At 74.4% G+C, this 20,999-nt stretch carries 17 protein-coding genes; 8 read left to right on the top strand and 9 right to left on the bottom strand.

Annotated elements, in window-relative coordinates; translation table 11 throughout:
* The first annotated feature begins 125 nt into the window (after window positions 1-125).
* Complete coding sequence (locus tag ACZ7IF_RS29470) at window positions 126-719, top strand: TetR/AcrR family transcriptional regulator (RefSeq protein ID WP_470977484.1); 594 nt, start codon at window positions 126-128, stop codon at window positions 717-719.
* Between the two features lie 4 nt (window positions 720-723).
* Here the strand turns inward: ACZ7IF_RS29470 and ACZ7IF_RS29465 are convergent, their stop codons facing one another.
* Window positions 724-2,124 carry an NADP-dependent succinic semialdehyde dehydrogenase gene (locus ACZ7IF_RS29465; protein ID WP_470977481.1) on the bottom strand — a complete coding sequence of 467 codons (1,401 nt, stop codon included), beginning with the start codon at window positions 2,122-2,124 and terminating at the stop codon, window positions 724-726.
* Between the two features lie 283 nt (window positions 2,125-2,407).
* Window positions 2,408-3,205: a LysR substrate-binding domain-containing protein gene (locus ACZ7IF_RS29460; protein ID WP_470977478.1), complete on the bottom strand. Its 798-nt coding sequence runs from the start codon at window positions 3,203-3,205 to the stop codon at window positions 2,408-2,410.
* Between the two features lie 58 nt (window positions 3,206-3,263).
* Between ACZ7IF_RS29460 and ACZ7IF_RS29455 the strand changes: the two genes are divergently transcribed.
* From ACZ7IF_RS29455 to ACZ7IF_RS29440, 4 genes are all read left to right on the top strand, one after another.
* Window positions 3,264-3,668, top strand: coding sequence for a DUF5997 family protein (locus tag ACZ7IF_RS29455; RefSeq protein WP_470977475.1), 405 nt, complete (start codon window positions 3,264-3,266; stop codon window positions 3,666-3,668).
* 358 nt (window positions 3,669-4,026) lie between these two features.
* Window positions 4,027-4,950 (top strand): ion transporter, encoded by a 924-nt coding sequence (locus ACZ7IF_RS29450; protein WP_470977472.1) that lies wholly within the window; start codon window positions 4,027-4,029, stop codon window positions 4,948-4,950.
* Between the two features lie 150 nt (window positions 4,951-5,100).
* A complete protein-coding gene (locus tag ACZ7IF_RS29445; RefSeq protein ID WP_470977469.1) occupies window positions 5,101-5,463 on the top strand; it encodes a CU044_2847 family protein in 363 nt (120 codons plus the stop codon).
* Entirely contained in the window at window positions 5,463-9,749 is a 4,287-nt protein-coding gene (locus ACZ7IF_RS29440) for an nSTAND1 domain-containing NTPase (RefSeq protein ID WP_470977466.1), read from the top strand. Before ACZ7IF_RS29445 ends, ACZ7IF_RS29440 begins: the two co-directional genes overlap by 1 nt.
* A 57-nt stretch (window positions 9,750-9,806) precedes the next feature.
* On the opposite strand, the gene ACZ7IF_RS29435 is transcribed toward ACZ7IF_RS29440, so the two are convergent.
* From ACZ7IF_RS29435 to ACZ7IF_RS29410, 6 genes are all read right to left on the bottom strand, one after another.
* A complete protein-coding gene (locus tag ACZ7IF_RS29435; protein WP_470977463.1) occupies window positions 9,807-11,378 on the bottom strand; it encodes a hypothetical protein in 1,572 nt (523 codons plus the stop codon).
* Window positions 11,379-11,486: 108 nt separating this feature from the next.
* Window positions 11,487-12,167, bottom strand: a complete 681-nt coding sequence (locus tag ACZ7IF_RS29430; RefSeq protein WP_470977460.1) for an ABC transporter ATP-binding protein — start codon at window positions 12,165-12,167, stop codon at window positions 11,487-11,489.
* On the bottom strand, window positions 12,160-13,119 hold the full coding sequence (locus ACZ7IF_RS29425; protein WP_470977457.1) for an ABC transporter ATP-binding protein: 960 nt from the start codon (window positions 13,117-13,119) through the stop codon (window positions 12,160-12,162). The genes ACZ7IF_RS29430 and ACZ7IF_RS29425 overlap by 8 nt, the downstream gene beginning before the upstream one ends.
* Complete coding sequence (locus ACZ7IF_RS29420) at window positions 13,116-13,982, bottom strand: ABC transporter permease (protein WP_470977454.1); 867 nt, start codon at window positions 13,980-13,982, stop codon at window positions 13,116-13,118. Before ACZ7IF_RS29420 ends, ACZ7IF_RS29425 begins: the two co-directional genes overlap by 4 nt.
* Entirely contained in the window at window positions 13,975-14,940 is a 966-nt protein-coding gene (locus tag ACZ7IF_RS29415; protein ID WP_470977451.1) for an ABC transporter permease, read from the bottom strand. The genes ACZ7IF_RS29420 and ACZ7IF_RS29415 overlap by 8 nt, the downstream gene beginning before the upstream one ends.
* 62 nt (window positions 14,941-15,002) lie before the next feature.
* Window positions 15,003-16,592, bottom strand: a complete 1,590-nt coding sequence (locus ACZ7IF_RS29410) for an ABC transporter substrate-binding protein (RefSeq protein WP_470977448.1) — start codon at window positions 16,590-16,592, stop codon at window positions 15,003-15,005.
* Window positions 16,593-16,788: 196 nt separating this feature from the next.
* On the opposite strand from ACZ7IF_RS29410, the gene ACZ7IF_RS29405 reads away from it, so the two are divergent.
* Both ACZ7IF_RS29405 and ACZ7IF_RS29400 read left to right on the top strand, forming a co-directional pair.
* Entirely contained in the window at window positions 16,789-17,757 is a 969-nt protein-coding gene (locus tag ACZ7IF_RS29405) for a fibronectin type III domain-containing protein (RefSeq protein WP_470977445.1), read from the top strand.
* Between the two features lie 76 nt (window positions 17,758-17,833).
* On the top strand, window positions 17,834-19,975 hold the full coding sequence (locus ACZ7IF_RS29400) for an ATP-binding protein (RefSeq protein WP_470977442.1): 2,142 nt from the start codon (window positions 17,834-17,836) through the stop codon (window positions 19,973-19,975).
* Window positions 19,976-20,135: 160 nt separating this feature from the next.
* Here ACZ7IF_RS29400 and ACZ7IF_RS29395 read toward each other — a convergent pair whose 3' ends face one another.
* Window positions 20,136-20,321, bottom strand: coding sequence for a DUF5999 family protein (locus tag ACZ7IF_RS29395; protein WP_125815414.1), 186 nt, complete (start codon window positions 20,319-20,321; stop codon window positions 20,136-20,138).
* A gap of 134 nt (window positions 20,322-20,455) precedes the next feature.
* Between ACZ7IF_RS29395 and ACZ7IF_RS29390 the strand changes: the two genes are divergently transcribed.
* On the top strand, window positions 20,456-20,999 hold a 544-nt coding region (locus tag ACZ7IF_RS29390), incomplete at its 3' end, for an SRPBCC family protein (protein ID WP_470977499.1).

The following is a 20,999-nucleotide window of genomic DNA, read 5'->3' as shown; positions in this document are numbered from 1 at the left end:
CCCCCCCCCCCCCCCCCCCCCCCCCCCCCCCCCCCCCCCCCCCCCCCCCCCCCCCCCCCCCCCCCCCCCCCCCCCCCCCCCCCCCCCCCGCCGCCGTACCGGAAGGCCCCACCCCGAGGAGTTCCATGCCCCGTATGCCGTCGGCCGAGCGGCGCGCCCAGCTGACCGAGGCGGCGATCCGCGCGATGACCCGCGACGGCGTCGCCCGGACCACGACCCGCTCGATCGCCGCCGAGGCGGGCGTGTCGCTGAGCGTCTTCCACTACTGCTTCGACTCCAAGCAGGAGCTGCTGGAATCCGTCCTCGACGCGATCACCGCGCACTACATCACCGTGGTGAAGGAGGCGATCCGGCCGAAACCCACCCTTCGCGAGACCGTCCGGGCCGGGTTCCAGGCGTACTGGGACCACGTGGGCGCCCAGCCCGGCGAGCACATGCTCACCTACGAGCTCACCCAGTACGCCCTGCGCCGGCCCGGGTTCGAGCACCTGGCCCGCCGCCAGTACGAGCTGTACTGCCAGACGTACGAGGAGCTGATCGGGCAGCTGTGCCGGGACATGGGGCTCGTCCCGAAGGTCCCGGCCCCCGTCCTGGCCCGGTACCTGGCGGCCATGACCGACGGGCTGACCCTGAGCGTGCTGGTCCTCGGCGACGAGAAGGCCGCCGCGGCGATCCTCGACATGATCACCGAGCACGTCCTGGGGCTGATGGAGGGCTGACAGGTCAGCCCTGCTCCGCGGCCTGCCAGACGGTGGTGATGTTGCAGAACTCGCGGATGCCGTGCCCGGACAGCTCCCGCCCGTACCCGGACCGCTTGACCCCGCCGAAGGGCAGGGCCGGGTGGGAGGCGGTCATCCCGTTGACGAAGATGCCGCCGGCGTCGAGCTCGCCGACGAAGCGCTCCAGGTCGGAGTCCTCCCGGGTCCAGACGTTGGAGCTGAGTCCGAAGGGCGTGTGGTTGGCCCGTTCCACGGCCTCGTCCAGGCTGCCGACCCGGTAGAGGGTGGCGACGGGGCCGAAGGTCTCCTCCAGGTCGATGCGCATCGCCGGGGTGACGTCGGCCAGCACCGTCGGCTCGTAGAACCAGCCGTCCGGGCGGCCTGGCGGCCGGCGGCCGCCGCACAGGACCGTGGCCCCGTGGCGTACGGCGTCGTCGACCAGCTCCTCCACGTCGGCCCGGCCGCTCTCGGTGGCCAGCGGGCCGACGTCGGTGGACTCCTGCATGGGGTCGCCGACGGTCAGCGCCCTCATGCCCTCCGTGAAGAGGCGGGCGAACTCCTCGTAGACCTCGGTGTGGACGATGAACCGCTTGGCGGCGATGCAGGACTGCCCGTTGTTCTGCACCCGCGCGGTCACCGCGGTCTTCGCGGCCCGGGCGACGTCCGCCGAGGGCATCACGACGTACGGGTCGCTGCCGCCGAGCTCCAGGACGGTCTTCTTCACCTCGTCCCCCGCCACGGAGGCCACGGCGCGTCCGGCCGGCTCGCTGCCGGTCAGGGTGGCCGCCGCCACCCGCGGGTCGCGCAGGATGCCCTCGACGGGGCCCGAGCCGATCAGCAGGGTCTGGAAGCAGCCCTGCGGGAAGCCCGCCCGGTGGAAGAGGTCACCGAGGTACAGGGCCGTCTGGGGGACGTTCGACGAGTGCTTGAGCAGGCCCACGTTGCCGGCCATGAGCGCGGGCGCGGCGAAGCGCACGACCTGCCAGAGCGGGAAGTTCCACGGCATGACGGCCAGCACCACGCCCAGGGGCCGGTAGCGGACCCGTACGGCCGAGGCGCCCGCGTCGCGGACGTCGGCGTCGGCGGGGTGCTCGTCCGCGAGGAGGGACTCGGCACGGGCCGCGTACCAGCGCATCGCCTTGACGCACTTGGCGGCTTCCGCGCGGGCCGCCGCGAGCGGCTTGCCCATCTCGACGGTCATGGTGCGGGCGACGTCCTCGGCCTCCGCCTCCAGCAGGTCCGCCGCGCGGTTCAGCAGCGCGGAGCGCTCGGCGAAGGAGGTGCGCCGGTACGACGCGGCCGTGCGCGCGGCCAGGGCCAGGCAGCGCTCGATGCCGGCGGCGTCGAGGTCGTCGAAGGAGAGCAGCGTCTGGCCCGTCGTGGGGTTGACGGTTGCGATGGGCATGGTCCGACCTTCCTGCGAGGGAGCCGCCCCACCGACCCTGCCCGCCCGGACCCGGTCCCGCAACGCGAGGACCGGCCGGACCTAGGGGGTGTCCGGCGGCTCAGGGCCGGGCACCCCCTGGGTCCTGTCCGGGCGATCTTCGTGGATCAGGCCGCGGGGTCTGGTGCGGTGCATCGCAAGGCGGAGGAGCGCAGCTCGTACCCGGCCGTACTCGCGCGCTCCGACAACGCGGCGAGGTGCCGTGCCGGACGTCGCGGGCCCGCGAAGATCGCCCGGACAGGGCCTAGCGGCGGCCGCGGGGCTTGCCGCCCCGCTTGGCGGCGGGCTTGCCGGCCGACCTGGCCGCGGGCTTGCCGCCCGACCGCGCGGCGGGCTTCGCGCCGCCGCTCTTCGCGCCGCCCGCCTTGGCGCCCGTCTTGCCGCCGGCGCCCCCGGCGGCCTTGCGCTGCTTGGGCTGCGGCGGGGTGGGCTGCCGGCCCCGGGTGCTGTTCACGGTCCGTCCGCGGACGATCCCGATGAACTCCTCCACCAGGTCGGTGGTCTTCTCCTCCGGCCACGACAGCGCGATCCGCGAGGCGGGGGCGTCGGAGACCGTCCTGTAGGTGAGGTCCTTGCGGTGGTGCAGGCGGGCGAGGGACTGCGGGACGACGAGGACGCCGATGCCCGCCGCGACCAGCTCGACGGCGTCCGCCGTGGTGGCGGGCCGCTCGAAGGCGGGGCGTCCGGGCAGGGTCTCCCAGACGAGGACGTCGTCCAGGGGGTGCAGCACGATCTCGTCGGCCAGGTCCTCGGTGGTGATCTCCTCGACGGCGGCCACGACGTGGTCCTTCGGGACGACCACGACGGTCGTCTCGGTGTAGAGGGGGATCGCGCTGAGGTCCGCCCCGTCCACGGGCATCCGTACGAACCCGGCGTCGGCGTCGCTGGTGCGCAGCGCGGCGAACGCCTCGGCGGCGGGCACGCCGACGAGGGTCAGCGGGACGTCGGGCAGCCGCTCGTTCCAGATCCGCACCCACTTCGTGGGCGTCACTCCCGGGACATAGGCGAGCCGGAACGAAGGGGATGTATCCGAGCCTGTCACCCCGCCAGGTTACCCGTCGTGGTCGGAGGTAGTGCACATGCTCGATACCCTTGACTCCATGACGTCGCACCAGAGCACCCAGACGATGAAGCCCGCGACCGCGGCGAAGAAGCTGGGTGTGTACCTCGAGGCCACCCCCGCAGAGTTCCAGGAGGGTGTCGTCTCGCGCACCGAGCTGAACGCACTCCAGGCCGAGCCGCCGGCCTGGCTGGTGGAGCTGCGGCGCAACGGCCCGCACCCGCGTCCGGTGGTCGCCGCGAAGCTGGGCGTCTCCATCGCCGGTCTCGCGCGCGGCGGGGTCACCGAGGCGCTCACCACCGAGCAGATCGAGGCGATCAAGCAGGAGAACCCGGAGTGGCTGCAGAAGGAGCGCTCCACCCAGGCCGAGGTCCGCAAGGAAGCGGTGCGGATCAAGGAGAAGCAGGCGCAGGACGCGGCCCGGCGCGCAGGGAAGCAGGACTGAGCCCCACCCCCGCGGCACGCTGACGGCCGGGCCGGGACCCTTCGGGGTCCCGGCCCGGCCGTTCCTCGTGCGCCCCGGACGGCGTGCGCCCGGGCCGTGGCCACGCAGATGTACGGCTCCTTGGCGATCTCCGTGTCCGGCCCGCTCCGCCCGACCAGGGTGAGGCCCCCCGCTCCCGGCCGGTGATCCCCGCGTACCTCCGCCCCGGGCGGGTCCGCTCCGTGTGACCACCTGAAACCCGTTCGGCCGTAAGGCGTTAGAAGGACGTACGGACCGGCGCGCACGCCCCCGCCCCGCGCCGGTCCGTGCGACGCCGCCGACCACGGGCCACACGGGCCACACGAGTACGAGGGACGAGATGACCGACCCCACACCGGCCGGATCCGGCCGAAGGAGACTTGCCGCCCGCTGCCGCAGCATCACCGAGGCCCCGCCGTTCGGGATGGGCGTGTTCGCCGTGATCCTGCTCAACGCGGCGCTGATGGGCCTGGAGACGTACAGCGGGCTGGCCGCCGAGTACCGCCAGGCGCTCCAGATCGCGGAGGACTCCTGCCTGACCCTCTTCACGCTGGAGATGCTGCTGCGCCTGGGCGCCCACGCCGACCGGCCGAAAGCATTCTTCCGGGACCCCTGGAACATCTTCGACCTGCTGATCGTCGCCTCCGCCTTCCTGCCGTTCCTGCGCGAGAACACCACCGTCCTGCGGCTGCTGCGCCTCGCCCGCGTGCTGCGCACCGCCCGCTTCCTGCCCCACCTGCGGATCCTGCTGCTCGCGGTCGGGCGCAGCCTGCCGGGCACGGCCAGCTTCCTGTTCATCGGCGCGCTGGTGGTGTACGTGTACGCCATGGTCGGCTGGGTCTGCTTCGCCTCCTCCGACCCGCAGCACTACGGCTCGATCGGGCGGGCCGCGCTCACCCTGTTCCTGCTGACCACCCTGGACGGGCTGACGGACGCGGTCCGGGCGGGGCTGGAGATCTCCCGGTTCAGCATCGTCTACTACGCCTCGTACGCGCTGCTCGCCTCCTTCGTCCTGGTCAACGTCCTGATCGGGGTCGTGCTCAACTCCCTGGACGAGGCCCGGGAGATGGAGGAGGCGGACGCGCGGGCCCGGGAGCGCGCGGCGAACGCCATGGACCCGGCGGACGAGGTCCGGGACCGGATCGCCGCGGCCCGTCTGGCGCTGGACGACCTGGAGGCGAGCCTCGATCTGGCCAGGGCCGTACCGCCCCCCGCCCCGGAACCGGAGCTCGTGGCGGACCGCCCGCTCGAAACCGCCAGGTAGCGGACCGCGCCCGGGCCCCCGCCGGGGCCCGGGCGCCCGGTTTCGGCCATCCGCGGCGCACGCCTCCCCGGGCCTTGCCCCAACTCCCCCACCCCGTGCGAGAGTTGCCCACGACACCGAGCCGCTGGGCAACGGGGAGGGTGGGCGGTCATGAGTTCCGAGGTGCGTACGGTCGAGGTCCCCCTGGGGGACGGCACCGACGGGGTGCTGCGGGTGCAGATCCGCGAGGTGGACGAGTCGCTGGCGCGGGTCGGGCGCGGCGGCGGCCCCGTCGCACGGGCGTCGCGGTCCTTCGGGGAGATGGTGGACGGCATCCGGCCGCTGGCCGACAGCTTCGTGGGGCGGCTGAGCGGACTCGCCCACCGGCCGGACGAGATCACCCTTGAGTTCGGGGTCTCCCTGTCGGCCGAGGCGGACATCGTCATCGCCAGCACGGCCACCCAGGCCAACTTCGGCGTGACCCTGACATGGAACTCCCGGGCCCCGCAGGACGACCCGCAGAACACGCCCTGATGGCCACGGCGGAAGGGGCCGGGCGGGCGGACGACGTGCTCGGCTCCGCCATCGTCCGGGTCGCGGGCCCGGCCGGACCGGTCGGGGTCGGCTTCCTGGTGGCCCCCGACCTGGCGCTGACCTGCGCGCACGTCGTGGCCGACGCGCTCGGCTCACCCCGTACGCAGGTCCCCGCGCCGACGGGCGCCCTGACCCTGGACCGCCCCCTGTCCGGGGCCTCCCGGCAGGTCCCGGCCGAGGTGGAGCACTGGGTTCCGCTGCGTGCGGACGGCACCGGGGACATCGCGGTCCTGCGGCTGCGGACGCCCGTCGCGGGTGCGGGCGCGCTCGCCATGGCCTCGCCCACGAGCGTCTGGGACCACCCCGTACGGGTGGCCGGCTTCCCCGCGGCCTTCCCGGGCGGCGTCTGGCACGCGGGCCGGCTGCGCGGCTGGACCGCCGAGAACTGGGTGCAGCTGTCGGGCGCCGACCGGCAGGGCGTCCCCGTGGACAAGGGCTTCAGCGGCAGCCCCGTCTGGGACGAGGAGGCCGGGGCCGTGGTCGGCATGGTGGTGGCCGCCCAGCTGTCCGGAGACCGGCAGAGCTTCGTGATCCCCACCCGGACCCTGATCGCGGAGGTCCCCGCGCTCGGCCCCGTGCTGAGCCCCGCCTCCCCCTTCCGCGGCCTGGCCGCCTTCCAGGAGGCCGACGCGGAGGTGTACTTCGGCCGGGAGCCGGAGGCCGAGGACGTCGCCGGCCTGCTGGACGCGGGCCCGCGCTCCCGCGTGGCCCTCGTCGGTCCGTCCGGCTGCGGGAAGTCCTCGCTGGCCCTGGCCGGGGTGGCGCCCCGGCTGCGCGCCCGGGGGTACGAGGTGCTGGTGGTCCGGGCCGCCGAGGGGCTGCCGGTCCGCACGGCGCTCGCCTCGGAACTGGCCCGCCTCGGCGGCGGGCCGGCGGGACCGCGGGAGCTGGAGGAGGACCTGGCCCGGCACGGCCTCGTCGCGGCCGCCCGGCTGGCCCTCGGCGACCGGGCGGGCCGGCTGCTCGTCGTACTCGACCAGGCCGAGGCGCTGCTCGCGGAGGGCCGGACCGGCGACGACGACTCCGCCGCACTGCTCTTCCCCGAGCCGCACCCCGCCGGACTGCGGGTGCTGCTCACGCTCCGGGCCGACTTCCTGGAGGCTGCCCTCGCGCACCCCGTCCTCGGCCCCGCCCTCGACCGGGCGGCGGTCCGGCCGCTGCTGCCGATGACCCGGGCCCAGATGTCCGAGGTCATCCTGCGGCCGCTGGCCCGGATCCCCGCCGTGTCGTACGACCCCGGCCTCGTCACCCGGATGCTGGACGACGCCGGCGCCGAGCCCGGGGCGCTGCCGCTGCTGGGCTTCGTACTGGCGCGGCTGTGGGACGAACAGGCCATGGGCCGCCTGCGCTTCGCCTCGTACGAGGAGATCGGCGGAGTCCGCGGCGCCCTGGGCCGGCACGCGGAGGCGGCCTGGCGGGCCTGCGTCGCGGAGGCCGACGAGGAGGAGGCCCTGCGGCTGCTGACGGCACTGGTCAGGATGGCACCGGGCGGCGAGGCCCCGCTGCGCGGGGTGCTCGGCCGGTCCGACGCCGGGGAGGAGCGGTGGCGGATCGCCGGGCTGCTCGCCGAGCGGCGGATCCTCGTCGTCGGCGGGGACGCGGAGCGCGGCCAGACCGTCGAACTGGCCCACGAGGCGCTGATCGGAGCCTGGCCCACCCTGGCCCGCCGGGTCGCGCAGGACCGGGAGTTCCTCACCTGGCGGGCCGGCTTCCGGCGCGACCTGGACCGCTGGGAGGAACTGGACCAGGCCCGGGACCAGCTCCTGACGGGCGCACCCCTCGACGCCGCCGTCGCCCAGACCGGGCTGCGCGGGGACGAGCTCTCGGCGCGGGAGCGGGAGTTCCTCGAAGCGGGGCTGGCCCGCCGCGCGGAGGAGGGGGTGCAGGCCAGGAAGGCCGCGCGGCTCAAGCGGGCGGGCATCGTGGCGCTGAGCCTCGTACTGTCCGTCGCCCTCCTCGTCTCCTGGATGCTGTACGGGGCGAACGGGAGGCTCGACGAAGACCTCCGGCGCGGTGCGTCCCCGCAGCTCGCCCAGCTTGCAGCCCGCCTGGACGACGTCTCGCTCGGCACCTCGGCCCTGATGAGCGCCGCCGCATACCGCACGTCCCCCGAACCCGAGGCGCAGACGGCCCTGTTCGAGCAGTACCTGCGCATGCGGCAGGTCGACCGGATCGTGGTGGAGGGCAGGGGCGAGGTCCGGAACGCGGTCCTCAGCGAGGACGGCAAACGCGTCACCATCGGCCTCTCCTCCGGCGACACCCTGGGGGCCGACCTCGGCGCGGGACCGCCGCGCCTCTCCAGCCTCCGGGAGGGCATCACCCGGCTGATCACGGCGTCGGGCGACGGCCGCACCGCCGCGGCCTCCAGCCCCCACGGCATCATCACGGTGGGCGTCCGCCAACCCGACGACAGCTGGCGGACGGTGAAACTGCGTGGTGCCGACCAGGCCCGGGACAACGCCCGGGCAGCCGTCGACCTCCGCTTCGACGCCTCGGCCCGGCGGCTGCTCGCCGCCGTCCCGCAAGAGGGCGTCTCCGTGTGGGAGGCAGCCGCGGGGACGAGGGTCGGGGCCACGCTCGTCCCGCCCCCGGGCTGGACCGTCGGCAACGCCTGGTTCGGGCCGGACGGCGACACCGTGATCGGCCGAATCGTCCGGGAGGGGGCCGCCGCCGGGGCGAACGGCAGACTGGTGCGCTGGCAGCTCTCCGACGGGCACCTCGACGAACAGCTCTGGGGCGGTCAGGATGCCGGCCCGGTCACCGTCAGCGCGGACGGCTCCACGCTCGTCCGCTGCACCCCGGACGGTGTCCTCCAGGCCTGGGACCTGACCGGTCAGCCCAAGGTGAAAAGGCAGTACACCACGAGCCAGCTGGGCCTGGTCTGCCCCCTGTTCGTGCCCCGGCTCGACCGCACCGGCCGCTTCCTGCTCAATCCCGCGCAGCGGTTCGGGGGCAGTCCGGGCCGGTACCGGTGCCTGGTGCTGGACCTTCAGGAAGGGCTGCCCGCCACGCTCGACCTGCCCGCCGCCGCGCAGCAGGACGAGTTCGTCGCGGGCTCCGCGACGCTGCCGTCCATCAGCCTCGCCGGACCCGCCGACGCGATGAAAGTGGCGATCAGTGCCGGGGGCACGGTCGTCGTCGCCGAAGTCCCCAGGCCGACCGGCTTCGACAGTGCCATGCTCACCAGCCTGGTCCGGAGCGTGGACGCGGACCACGGCCGCGTCGCCAGTGTCGACGCGGACGGCGCGACCCTGCGCCTGTGGGACCTCGCGAATCGTCGCCAGCTCGCGGCGATTCGCCCCTCGGCCGCGCTCGCACGGCTCTACCCCGCGTTCAGCCCCGACGGCAAGCGGCTGCTGACCGTCACGGCCGATGGCCTCGGGGTCCTGGTGTGGGAACTGAAGGCAGGGGACGGGCCCCCGCTCACCGAGGCGCGGCGCCTCGGCCTGCCGGCACCCCCGGGCGTCGACCCCGCGCGCGCGGACGTGCGCACGGGCCTCACACCGGCCTGGGTCATCGCCTCCTTCGACGGAGACGACCACGCGGTGATCTCGGCGGTGTCCTACGTGTCCCGCTGGGACCTGCGGACCGGCAGGGCCGCGGGCGAGACGTACCGGCCGCCGGTCCAGGATCCGATCGACGTCTCGGACGCCGCCTCGTACGTCTTCGCCGCCGCCCGCCCGGGCCATCGGCAGGCGGCCGTGCGTACCTCGGGCGACCGGATCCAGCTGTGGGACTTCGAGAAGGGCTCGGGCACCACCGTCCCCTTCAAGAAGGACGACGGCAGCGTCAGTCAGATGTTCTTCGACCCGAGCGGCCGAAGGCTGGCGGTCCTCACCAAGGACGGCCGCCTGCAGATCCGGGACCCGGAGGGGAAGGAGCCGACGAGGACCCTCGCCCACCAGGGGATCCGCTGGTTGAACGGATTCCCCGACGCGTCCACGCTGAGCACGGTCGGCACGGTCAACTCCTTCACCTTCTGGGACGTGGCCGAGGGCACCGAGAAGTACCACTTCACCCCCGGCTACGGCGCCACCGGCGACTGGTCGGCGGACGGTACGAAGCTCGCGTGGGCGGACGGCTCTTCCGTGGACGTGCTGCCCCTGGACCCGCAGATCTGGCGCAAGCGCGCCTGCGACCTGGCCGCCCGCCCGCTGACCAAGGGCGAACGCGACCTCCTCCCCCCGGGCTCCCGCTCCGACGCCTGCGCCGCGCTGAAGGAGTGAGCCCCCGCCCGGGGGACGGGCGGGGGCCGGGACCCGGCGGAGAGGGGCGCGGCGGGGTCAGCCGCCGTCGCGGACCGCGACGATGCCGTTGAACACGCCGACGTACGCCGTGCCGTCGGGGCCGAGGGTGATCGGCGCCCAGTTGTTGTCGTACAGCGGCCCGGTGCCGGTCAGCTGCCGCCAGCGGCGCTCACCGGTGCGGAAGTCGACCGCGGTGAGGTACCAGGAGTCGATGCCCCAGAAGTTGGGCTCCTTCTCGTAGAAGTAGAGCAGCCCGTTCGCGGTGGAGAGCTTGGGGACCACGGAGGGAGCGCGGATCGCGCTCTCCCACACCGTGTCGCAGCCGCTGCCGTCGGCGCGGACGTCGATGCGGCTGACACCGCCGACGACCGACTTGCCCAGGAGCAGCGAGGTGGGGTTCTCGTACCCGTAGTTGTTCTCGACGACGATGCTGTTGCCCCAGGTGATCAGGGAGTTGTCGGTGGTCGAGGCGCCGGATCCGAAGACGGGCACCTTGCACACCAGCCGCCGTTCGGCGGGGACGTCGGCGCCCCGCCGGTAGACGAGGACGTTCATCCGGTCGTCGGCGTTGTCGGTGATGGCGACGTAGCCGTTGCCGAAGAGGTCCGGGGTGGTGCCCGAACCCTGGTTCACGGAGCCGGGCTTGGTCCCGGTCCCGCGGTCGTACGTCTGGCGCCACTGTGCCTCGGGGGTGCCGTCGGCGCGGGCGCGGAAGCTGTAGAGGGCGTGGTCGGTGACGATGGAGACCCCGTCCTCGGCGACGGAGAAGGAGTTCTGGATCTCCTCGCCCTCCAGCCGGACGGACCGGATCTGCCCGCCGGCCGGGTCGACGGTGCCCACCCGGCCCTGGCGGGTGACCCACCAGATGCGGCCGTTCCAGTCGGGCATGACCGAGGTGACGGGGTCGCAGGTGCCGCTGGGCCACAGGTTGGTCCAGCTGACGCAGTCGTGCGGTACCTGGCCGGTGAGGTCCCAGTCGTTGTCGACCGTGAACTTCCAGCTCCCGTCGGGGTTCTGGGAGTGGGCCAGGCGCAGGATGTGCTGGCGGGAGTCGGCGAGCACGGCCCGGTCCTGGTCGTCCAGGTAGAAGTAGGCGCCGCCCGAGGTGTCCTTGAAGATCTTCGTGAAGTCGAGCGAGGTGATCGCCTCGACCGTGGAAGAGCGCTGCGGGAGCTGGTACTCCGCGAGTGTGGCGAGCGTACGGGGCTCCAGGAGCTTGACCTTGAAGCCGGAGAAGGTGCCGCAGACGGTGACGAGGCGGCCGCCGGCGTCGAAGGTGGCGGTGGCGCACTCGCCGCCGAGGGCGGCGATCTTCTCACTGGTGACCTGGGGGTTCTTGCCCAGGGGGCCGGACCAGGGCGAGGTGGCGCTGCCCGCCGCGTCCGAGTGCATGCCGCTGCGGCCGTTGGGCGCGAGGAAGGGGTGCTGCGGCGGGGCCTCGCCCGGCAGCGGTGCGGCGGTCGCGGGGCCGCCGTCGTAGTGGCTGACCAGGCGGTGGCCGGGGGCCTTGGGGATCTCCTCGGCCCGGGCGGCCGGGGCGGTCCCGCCGATCACCGTCAGGGCGGCGATGGCTGGGACCGCGGCGCAGTTCAGCGCTCTTCGGAACATCCGGTCATCCTCCTTGCTCCTCAGTGTTGTTGACAGTGCGTCTGACATCGCGCCGCCGCCAGACGCTAGATCGCACTGCCCGAGGAGTCCATGGACGAGCCGGATGATTCACGAAGGCGCAACAGTTGATCGACTGTCCGCGATGTCGCTCCAGTGCGCCGTGCGGTCGCACCAGCGGCGGAGCAGCACCGGATCGTGCCCGACGGCCAGCAGCCCGGCTCCGGTCTCCCTCCGGTACTCCTCGACCACCCCGACCAGGGCCGCCGTGGTGGAGGCGTCGAGCATCGCGGTCATCTCGTCGCAGACCAGCCAGCGCGGCCGCAGCACCAGCGCCCGGGCCACGCAGGCGCGCTGGAGCTGGCCGTCGCTGACCTCGTGGGGGCGCCGGGCGAGGAGGCCGGTGCTGAGGCCGACCCGGTCTGCCAGCTCGGCGACCGCGGATTCCGCTTCTTTGCGCCGGCCCGTGGCGCGGAGCGGTTCCGCGACGAGGTCGTACAGGCTGAGGCGGGGGTCGGCGGAGAGACGGGGCTGCTGGAAGACGACGCCGACTCCGATGCGCAGGGAGCGCGGGGCCCGGTGCCGGAAGCCCGTCACCGCGCGGCCGTCGACGGTCACCGTCCCCCGGTCGGGCCGGTGCAGCAGGGCGGCGACCCGGGCCAGGGTGGACTTGCCGCAGCCGCTGGGCCCGAGCAGCCCGAGGGCCTCGCCGGGGTGCAGCGCGAGGTGCGCGTCCCGCACGACGGGGCCCCGGCGGTCGTAGCCGGCGGTGATGCCCTTGAGCTCAAGCATGGTGGCAGGCCACCCCTTCGGTCAGCGGGGGCCGCCCGGCCCGGCAGGCGGCGTCGGCCAGGGCGCAGCGGGCGGCGAAGGCGCAGCCGGGCGGCAGGTCGCCGAGCTCGGGCGGGGCGCCGGGGACCGGGGTGAAGGCCCGCTCGGGCAGGGCGTCGAGCAGGCCCCGGGCGTAGGGGTGGCGGGGGCCGGTTCCGCCGAAGAAGGTGTCGGCGGGGGCGAGTTCCACGATCCGGCCCGCGTACATGACGGCGACGGTGTCGGCGATGCGCTGGGCGGCCGCCAGGTCGTGGGTGATCATCAGCAGGGCGCGGCCGGCGTCCCGGGTGTGGGCGCGCAGTTCGTCGACGGTGCGCTCCACGAGGTCCCGGTCGAGGCCGGTGGTCGGCTCGTCGGCGAGGAGCAGGGGCGCGTCCCCGATGAGCGCGAGGGCGGTGGCGGCGCGCTGGGCGAGGCCGCCGGAGAGCTGGTGGGGGTGGTGGTCGAGGTGGCCCGCGGGGAAGGCGGCCCGGGCGGCCGCGGCTTCGGCGGCCGCGCGCGGGTCACCGGATCCGGTGAGCTCCCGGACGGTCTCCTCCAGGTGGGAGCGGACGGAGCGGACGGGGGTCAGGTGCGCGGCGGGGCTCTGCGGGACCAGGCCGACGCGGCGGCCGCGGACCGTGCGGGCCAGGGTCTTCTCGTCGGCGGCGAGCAGGTCGAGGCCGTCGCCGAGGCGGGCCGAGCCGGCGGTCTCGGCGTTGCCGGGGAGCAGGCCGAGCAGGGCGGAGGCGAGGACGGACTTGCCGCAGCCGCTCTCGCCGACGAGGGCGAGGCATTCGCCGGGTCCGAGGCGGAACGCGGCGTCGGAGACGGCCTCGACGTACCGTCCGCCGCGCATCCGGAAGCGGACGGAGAGCCCCTCGACGCGCAGGACCTCCCCGGCGGAGGGCGGGGGTGCGGAGTGCGGGGTCACAGGGTCAGCTCCGAGCGGCGGCGGGGGCTCAGGCGGTCGCGCCAGGCGCCCGCGAGGCCGGCGATGGCCAGGGTGGGGACGATCAGCAGCAGGCCGGGGAAGAGGGTGGGCCACCAGTCCCCGGCGAGCAGCGAGCCGCGGCCGGCCTGGACGAGGGTGCCGAGGCTGGCCTGGTGGGCGGGCAGGCCGAGGCCGAGGAAGGACAGGGCGGACTCGTGCCACATGGCGTGCGGGATCATCAGCACCGCCGCCAGTCCGGCCTGCGGCAGCACCCCCGGGACCAGGTGGCGGACGGTGACCCGCCATCGGGAGGCGCCGCCGGAGACGGCCGCGTCCACGTAGGGGCGGCCGCGCAGCGAGAGCACCTCGGCGCGCACGATGCGGGCGGTGGAGAGCCAGTGGGTGAGCGCCACCGAGACCACGACCGGCCATAGGCCCGGCCGGAACAGGGCCACGACGAAGATCCCGAGCAGCAGGTGCGGGATGGCGGAAAGGGCGTCGACGGCCCGCATCACGACCCGGTCGGTGCGGCCGCCGAGCGCTCCGGCGGCCGCGCCCACGGCGGTGCCGAGGACGGTGGCGACGAGTGCCGCGACCACGCCGACCAGCAGGGAGACGCGCAGCCCGTAGACGCAGCGCAGCAGCAGGTCGCGGCCCACGTCGTCGGTGCCGAAGGGGTGTTGCCAGGAGGGCGGCAGCAGCTTCGCGGAGAGGTCCACGGCCTGCTGGTCGAGCTGGACCAGCGGGGGCACCAGCAGGACGGCGAGGACGAGGAGGGCGGTGACGGCGCCCGCGCCGCGTACGCGCAGGGCGCGGGTGGAGCGGCGGTCCGGTCCGTGCCGGCGCCAGGCGGTGTCAGCCATCGAAGCCCACCCTCGGGTCGGCCAGCCCGTACAGCAGGTCGGACAGCAGGTTGCCGGCGAGTACGGCGGCGGTGGCCAGTACGGTGAGCGCGGCCAGCAGCGGGAAGTCCACCGAGGTGGCGGCGGTGACGGTGGCGGCGGCGATGCCGGGCCAGCTGAAGACGGTCTCGACCAGCAGGGCGCCGGTGATCAGCTCCGGGACCCGGGAGCCGATGAGCGTGAGCATGGGCAGCATTCCGGAGCGCAGCCCGTGGCCCAGCAGGACCCGCCGCTCGGACAGGCCCCGCGCGCGGGCCCCGCGTACGGGGTCCTCGTCGAGGGCGTCGGCCACGCCCTGGCGTACGTAGAGGAAGAACCAGGGCAGCTGGGAGGTTCCGAGGACCAGTGCGGGCAGTACCAGGTGGGAGGCGACCCCGGAGACGGTGACGGTGTCGTCGGCGGCGTCGGTGAGCCCGCCGGAGGGCAGTACGCCGAGCCGTACGGAGAAGAACCAGACGGCGAGCAGCCCGAGCCAGAACGCGGGGGCCGCCTCCAGGGTGTACGCGAGGCCGGACGCGGCCCGGTCCAGGGCCCCGCCCTGGCGGCGGGCGGCGAGGACCCCGAGCAGCGTGCCCAGCAGGACGGCCACGGCGAAGGCGCAGCCTGCGAGCAGCGCGGACCAGCCCACCCGTTCGGCGATGACGTCGGCGACGGGCTGGCGCATCACGGCGGAGTCGCCGAGGTCGCCGGTGAGCGCGGAGGTGAGCCAGTGCCACCACTGGGCGGGGAAGGGCCGGTCCACGCCGAGGTTGGCGCGCAGCTGGTCGAGTTCGGCCTGGGAGGCGGTGAGTCCGGCGGTGCCGGCGTAGGCCTTCACGGGGTCGAAGGGGGACAGCGCGGCGACGGCGAAGACCCCGAAGGTGACGACGAGCAGGACGGGGACGGCGGACAGGGTCCGCCGTCCCGCCATGCGCGCCATCGGCCCCCAGGGCGAGCCGCCCGGACGGCGGTCCGGGCCTCGGCCCGGACGGCGGCGAAACGTCACTTCTGCTTCGGCTTCCAGTTCTCGACGTTCCACCAGGGGCCGGAGCCAAGGCCGTGGTCGTGCGGCTCGACCTGGGTGGAGGGGCCCTCCCACTTGTCGTTCACCACGTAGAGGTGGTCGATGTGGGTGAGGAACACATAGCCCGGGTTCTGGACGAGTTCGCGCTGCACGGTGTCGTACGCGGCCTTGCGGGCGGCCGGGTCGCCGCTGGTGCGGCCGTCGGCCACGGCCCGGTCGACGGCCGGGTTGGCGTACTGGGCCATGTTGTTGAAGCCGTCGCCCGCGAGGGAGGAGGTCAGCAGCTGGTACTGGTCGAAGTCGGGGTCGGCCGGGGAGCCGCCGCCGGCGAGGACGGCGTCGGTCTTCATCCGGGGCTCGATGACCTCCCAGGTCCCGGCCTCGGCCTTGACCTCGATGCCGGCCTTCTTCGCGTCGGAGGCGAAGGCCAGCGCGTGGTCCTGGCGGATCTTGTCGCCGGATGTGTACCAGAGCGGGAAGGAGGCGCGGACCCCGTCCTTGGCGCGGATGCCGTCCTCACCGGCCTTCCAGCCGGCTTCGTCGAGGATCTGTCTGGCCCGTTCGAGGTCGTACGGGCGCTCCGTACCCGGGGTGAACCAGCGGCTGTCGGTGGGCACGGGCCCGTAGGCGGCCTTGCCCGCGTCTTCGAGGAGCTTGTCGACCATGGCCTGACGGTCCACGGCGATGTCCAGCGCCCGGCGCACGGCCACGTCACCGGTGACGGTGTTGTGCGTCGGGAGGGTCACGTTGCGGTAGTCGAAGGTCTTGGCGGCGAAGGTCTTGCGCGCCTTGTCCTGCGCGAAGCCCCGGGCGAGGTTCGGGGGCAGGATGGCGGCGTCCAGCTCCCCGGCGCGCAGCCGGGTCGCGCGGACGTCGTCGTCCTTGACGACGGCCATGGTGAACTTCTTCACGGCGGGCTCGCCGCCCCAGTAGTCCGGGTTGGCCCTGAAGCTGATCTTCTCGCCCTTGGACCAGCCGGCCAGCAGGTACGGGCCGGTACCGACGGGCTTCGTGGTGAACTCGCCGCTGTTGACGTCCTGCCGGCCCGCGACGTGCTCGGGGGCGATGGGCAGTACGGTCCGCTCGGCGAACGGGGCGTAGGGGTACTTGAGGGTGAAGACGACCTTGTCGGCGCCCTGGGCCGTGACGCTCTCGACGGCGTCCAGCTCGGTCTTGGAGGCGTTGTTGGTCTTCGGGTCGAGGATGGTCCGGTAGGTGAACTCGACGTCCTTGGCGGAGAAGGGCTCCCCGTCGCTGAACTTCACGCCCCGGCGCAGCTTGTACGTGTACGTGCGGCCGTCCGCGGAGACCTCCGGCAGGGCCTCGGCCAGCGCGGGCTTCAGCTTCATGTCCGCGTCGTGGGTGAGCAGGCCGTCGAAGATCTTGGAGTTGCCGTCCTTGCCGTAGCCGAGCAGGGGGCTGAGGCTCTCCGGCTCGGTCGCGATGCCGACCACCGCGGAGTCCGCCGGCGACGCGGCCCCCGAGGGGTTCGAGCAGGCCGCCAGGCCCGTGATGAGCGCGGTGGCGAGCGTCGCGCCGGCCGCTCCCCGTACTGTCCGGGCCGTCATGCTGTGCACATCCCTGTTCAAAATCATCCGTTATTGCAAAGAGATCGCAATAATGCCAGACAAGAGCAGATGAAGACGAACCCGCCCAGACCGGCGCCGCCGGCCGCCCCCGCCGGCCGCGGGGCCTTGTGGGCCCGCCCCGCCCGTGCCATATATGTCTAGACCAATAGCGGACCACCGGCGGAAGGGGCATCCCGTGCGAGGCACCACCTCCCCGCTCCGCGCCGGGGCGGCGGCGCTCGCCCTCGGCACGGCCGCCGCCCTGGCCGCGTGCGGCGCGGACGGCGACACCCGGCCCCCGCGGACCCCCACGGGGCTCACCGCGCAGGCGGGCAGCGCCACCTCGGTCCACGTGATGTGGCGGGCACCCGACACCGCAGACGGGGTCAGCGGCTACCAGGTGTTCCAGGGCGGCCAGTTGGTCCGGGAGCTCCCCGCCGACAAGACCATGACCGACATCACCGGCCTCGCCCCGCGGACCGCGTACGCCTTCACCGTCCGCGCCAAGGACGCCGCCGGGAACCGCTCCCCGCTCAGCACCCCGGCCGAGGTGACCACCCCTGCCGCCAAGGCCGAGGACCACCAGCCCCCCACCGCCCCGCCCACCGCCACCGGCCGCGCCGAGGGACCCCACGAGGCCCGGCTGAGCTGGGGCGCGGCGACCGACGACACCGGCGTGACCGCGTACGACGTCTACCAGGCCGGGGTCCGCGTCCACACCGCCCCGGGCACGGACGGGGCCACCACCGTCACCGGGCTCCAGCCGGGCACCGCCTACGTGTTCACCGTCCGCGCCCGCGACGGCTCCGACAACTCCTCCCCCGACGGCCCGCCGGTGGCGGTGACCACCCCCGCCGACCCGGGCCGGGCCCCGCGCACGGCCCCCGGATCGTTCACCGCGGCCGCCTCCCCCGGCGCGGTGGAGCTGACCTGGACCGCCCCCGGCACCGGCCGCGCGACGGGCGAGTACCAGCTCTACGTCAACGACCGGCCCGTCACCGTCATCCAGTTCGGCGCCGGGGCCGTGCCCGAGGGCCGGGCCTCCTACCGGCTCACCACCACCGAGCCGGCCGGGACGGTCTGGACGCTGAAACTGCGCGCCCGGCTGCCCGACGGCAACTGGGGCGCCTTCTCCGAGGAACGGCGGATCCTGCTGTCCGGCTGACCCCGGCCGGCCCGGCCCGGGGCCGATCCGGCCCGAACGGCAGACCCCGCGAAAGAAGATCGCGCACAATACATCCGTGTTCGGTGAGTACTCGGTCAACCACAATCAGGCAGACTCCGCGTGCGGGGACCCCGCGCCGGACCCGGGCGCCGTCCCCGGACACCTGCCGGGCAACCTGCCCCCGGAAGCAGCCGGCTTCATCGGCCGCGAGGACGAACTGGGCACCCTCGAAGACCTGTTGGGCGAACGAAGACTGGTCACCCTGACCGGGGTGGGCGGCGTCGGCAAGTCCCGGCTCGCCCTGCGCGCCGCCACCCGCCGCAGCCGGGCCCCCCGGCCGGGCGGCCCCCGCCCCGGCCGCACCTGGCCCGACGGGATCTGGTGGGTGGAGCTCTCGCCGCTGCGCGACCCCGCTCTGCTCACCACGACCGTCGCGCACACCATCGGCCTCGCCGACCACTCCGTGCACCCCCTCGACGAGGAACTGTGCGCGTGGATGGCCGACAAGGCCCTGCTGCTCGTCCTCGACACCTGCGAGCACATGGTCTGCGAAGTCCGCCACCTCGTGGGCGAACTGCTGCAGTCCGCACCCGGCCTGACGGTGCTGACCACCTCCCGGGAACGGCTCGACTCCCCCGGCGAAACGGTGCTCGAAGTCCGCCCGCTCCCCTGCGAGGGCCCCGACAGCGAGGCGCTGGCCCTCTTCCGGGCCCGCGCCCTCGCCGCGAGCCCGGGGGCCTCGGCCGTCTTCGCCGACCCCGCGCGGTCCCGGACCGCCGCCGAGGTGTGCCGCCGGCTGGACGGCATCCCGCTCGCCCTGGAACTGGCCGGGGCCCGGATGCGGCGGTGGAGCCTGGAGCAGATGGCGCAGCGCCTCGGGGCGCGCTTCGAGGTGCTCTCCGGCAGCCGCGCCGTGCTCCCGCCCCGGCACCAGACCATGCGGACCGCGATCGGCTGGAGCCACGAGCTGTGCGAGCCGGTGGAGCGGCTCCTGTGGGCACGGCTCTCCGTGTTCAGCGGGGACTTCGACGTCGCCGCCGCCCGCGCCGTGTGCGCCGGCGGGCCGCTGTCGGCCGCGCGGGTGGAGCGGGTGCTGGAGGGACTGGTCGCGAAGTCCGTCGTACGGCGCTCCCGGGAGCGCGGGGCCGGGGCCCGCTACCGGATGCTCGACACCATCCGGGAGTTCGGCCACGACTGGCTCGCGGAACTGGGCGAGGTACGGACCGTCGCGGACCGGCACGCCCACTGGTACGCCGCGCTCTGCGGGGCCGCCGACCGGGGCTGGCTGGGCCCCGGCCAGCTGGACTGGTACCGCAGGATGAGCGCCGAGCACGCGCAGCTGCGCACCGCCCTGGAGCACCTGCTCGGCACGGACCCCTCGGCGGCCCTGGAGATGGCCGGGGCCCTGTGGTTCTTCTGGTTCTCGTGCGGGCACGTCCACGAGGGCCGGGCCTTCCTGGAGCGGGCGCTGCGCGCGGTCCCGCAGCCGGGGGCCGCCCGGGTCCAGGCACAGTGGGCGCTCGGGCTGACGATGCTGCTCCAGGGCGACATGGACTCGGCCCAGGCGGTGGGCGCCGAGTGCGTCCGGGCGGCGTCCCTGCTCGCCGACCCGGAGCGGCGGCTGCGCGCCGCCTACCTGCGGGGGGTGTCGATCCTGATGCCGGGCGACCCGGTGGCGGCGCTCGCGCTGGCGGGGCCCCGGGCGCGGGCGTCCCACGGGGGCCGGGCCGACGGGCCGGGCTGGCTGCTGTGCCGGCTGGTCACGGCGTACGCACTGTGCGACCTCGGGCGCTTCGAGGAGGCCGCCGAGGAGGCGCACGGGCTGCGCGAGGCGTGCGCGGAACTGGGCGAGCGCTGGCTGCGGGCGTACGCGGACTACGTGCTGGCCGTGGCGGCGCTGGGGCTCGGCCAGTACGGCGAGGCCGCGCGGCACGTACGGGCCATGCTGTCCGGGAAGCGGCTGCTGGGCGACCGCTTCGGCATCGCCCTGGGCCTGGACCTGCTCGCGGCGGCGGTGGCGGCCCTCGGTGACGGGGAGCTGGCGGCGCGCCTGCTCGGCACCGGACACGCCTGGTGGCGCACGGTGGGCCGGCCGCAGATGGGCTCGCCCTCGCTCACGGCCCTGCGGGACCAGGGCGAGCGGCAGGCCAGGGCGGCGATCGGCGACGCGGCGTACGAGACCGCGTTCCGGGGCGGTGCGGCGGCACCCACCGGCTGACTTCGTCTTACGGCCGAGTGGCAGCCGGTGGGCCGCGTAATGCCTGGGCTCCCGTCAGTACGGGAGGGGTCTGCCCGACGGTGTGCGCAGGTCCAGGTCTCGGGGGGCGGGCTTGGGGACGGGCTTGCGGATCAGCTGCTGGCGCATGCTGCCTCCTCGCTCAGACCAGCGCCGGGCGACGGGGTTCCACCGTCCGGCCTTCGGGGAGCAGTTCACCGGTGTCGTCGAAGATGACCACCCCGTTGCAGAGCAGGCTCCAGCCCTGTTCGGGATGGGAGGCCACGACGCGCGCGGCCTCGTGGTCGGCGCTGTCGGCGGGCGGGCAGGGGGGCTGGTGGGAGCACATGGCGCACCTCCTCGCAGTGTGGGGCGGGAGGGCCGGTGGTCACCCGGTCGGACCCACGATCCACGGTGGCGGTGAGTATTGCTGATCGCCACCCTCCGACGGAAGCCATATTCGACGTCCAGTTCACGGTGTGTATGCCCGCTTACCATGCGCTCATGCCCGTTATCCGGATCATTCGCCGCACGTCCCTCCCGCCGGCCGAGGTGTGGAGGCGGCTGACGGACTGGGAACGCCACGGCGCGCAGGTGCCGCTGACCCGGACGATCATCGAGACGGAGCCGCCGACGCGCGCCGGAACGCGCTTCACGGCGCGCACCGGAGTGGGAAGCATCACGTTGGACGACACCATGGAGGTCGTCGTCTGGGAGCCCCCGAACATGGTCCGGCTGGAGAAGCGCGGCAGGACGGTGACGGGCTGGGCCGAGATCGAGCTCCGCCCGGTCCCTGCCGGGGGCACGGAGGTCCACTGGCGCGAGGACCTGCGCCTGCGCCCCCTCCCCCGCGCCCTGGACCCCCTGGTGGGGGGGGGGGGGGGGGGGGGGGGGGGGGGGGGGAGGGGGGGGGGGGGGGGGGGGGGGGGGGGGCCCCCCCCAAAAAAAAAAACACACGACAAGCACCCGACGACAAACATAAGACGCACCCACCCTAGGCCCAAACTAGATACCCGGCTCGCCTATT

The organism is Streptomyces sp. NPDC037421 (assembly GCF_055602105.1).
The sequence above is the reverse complement of the archived record's forward strand: the minus strand, read 5'-3'. Positions and strand labels throughout refer to the sequence as shown.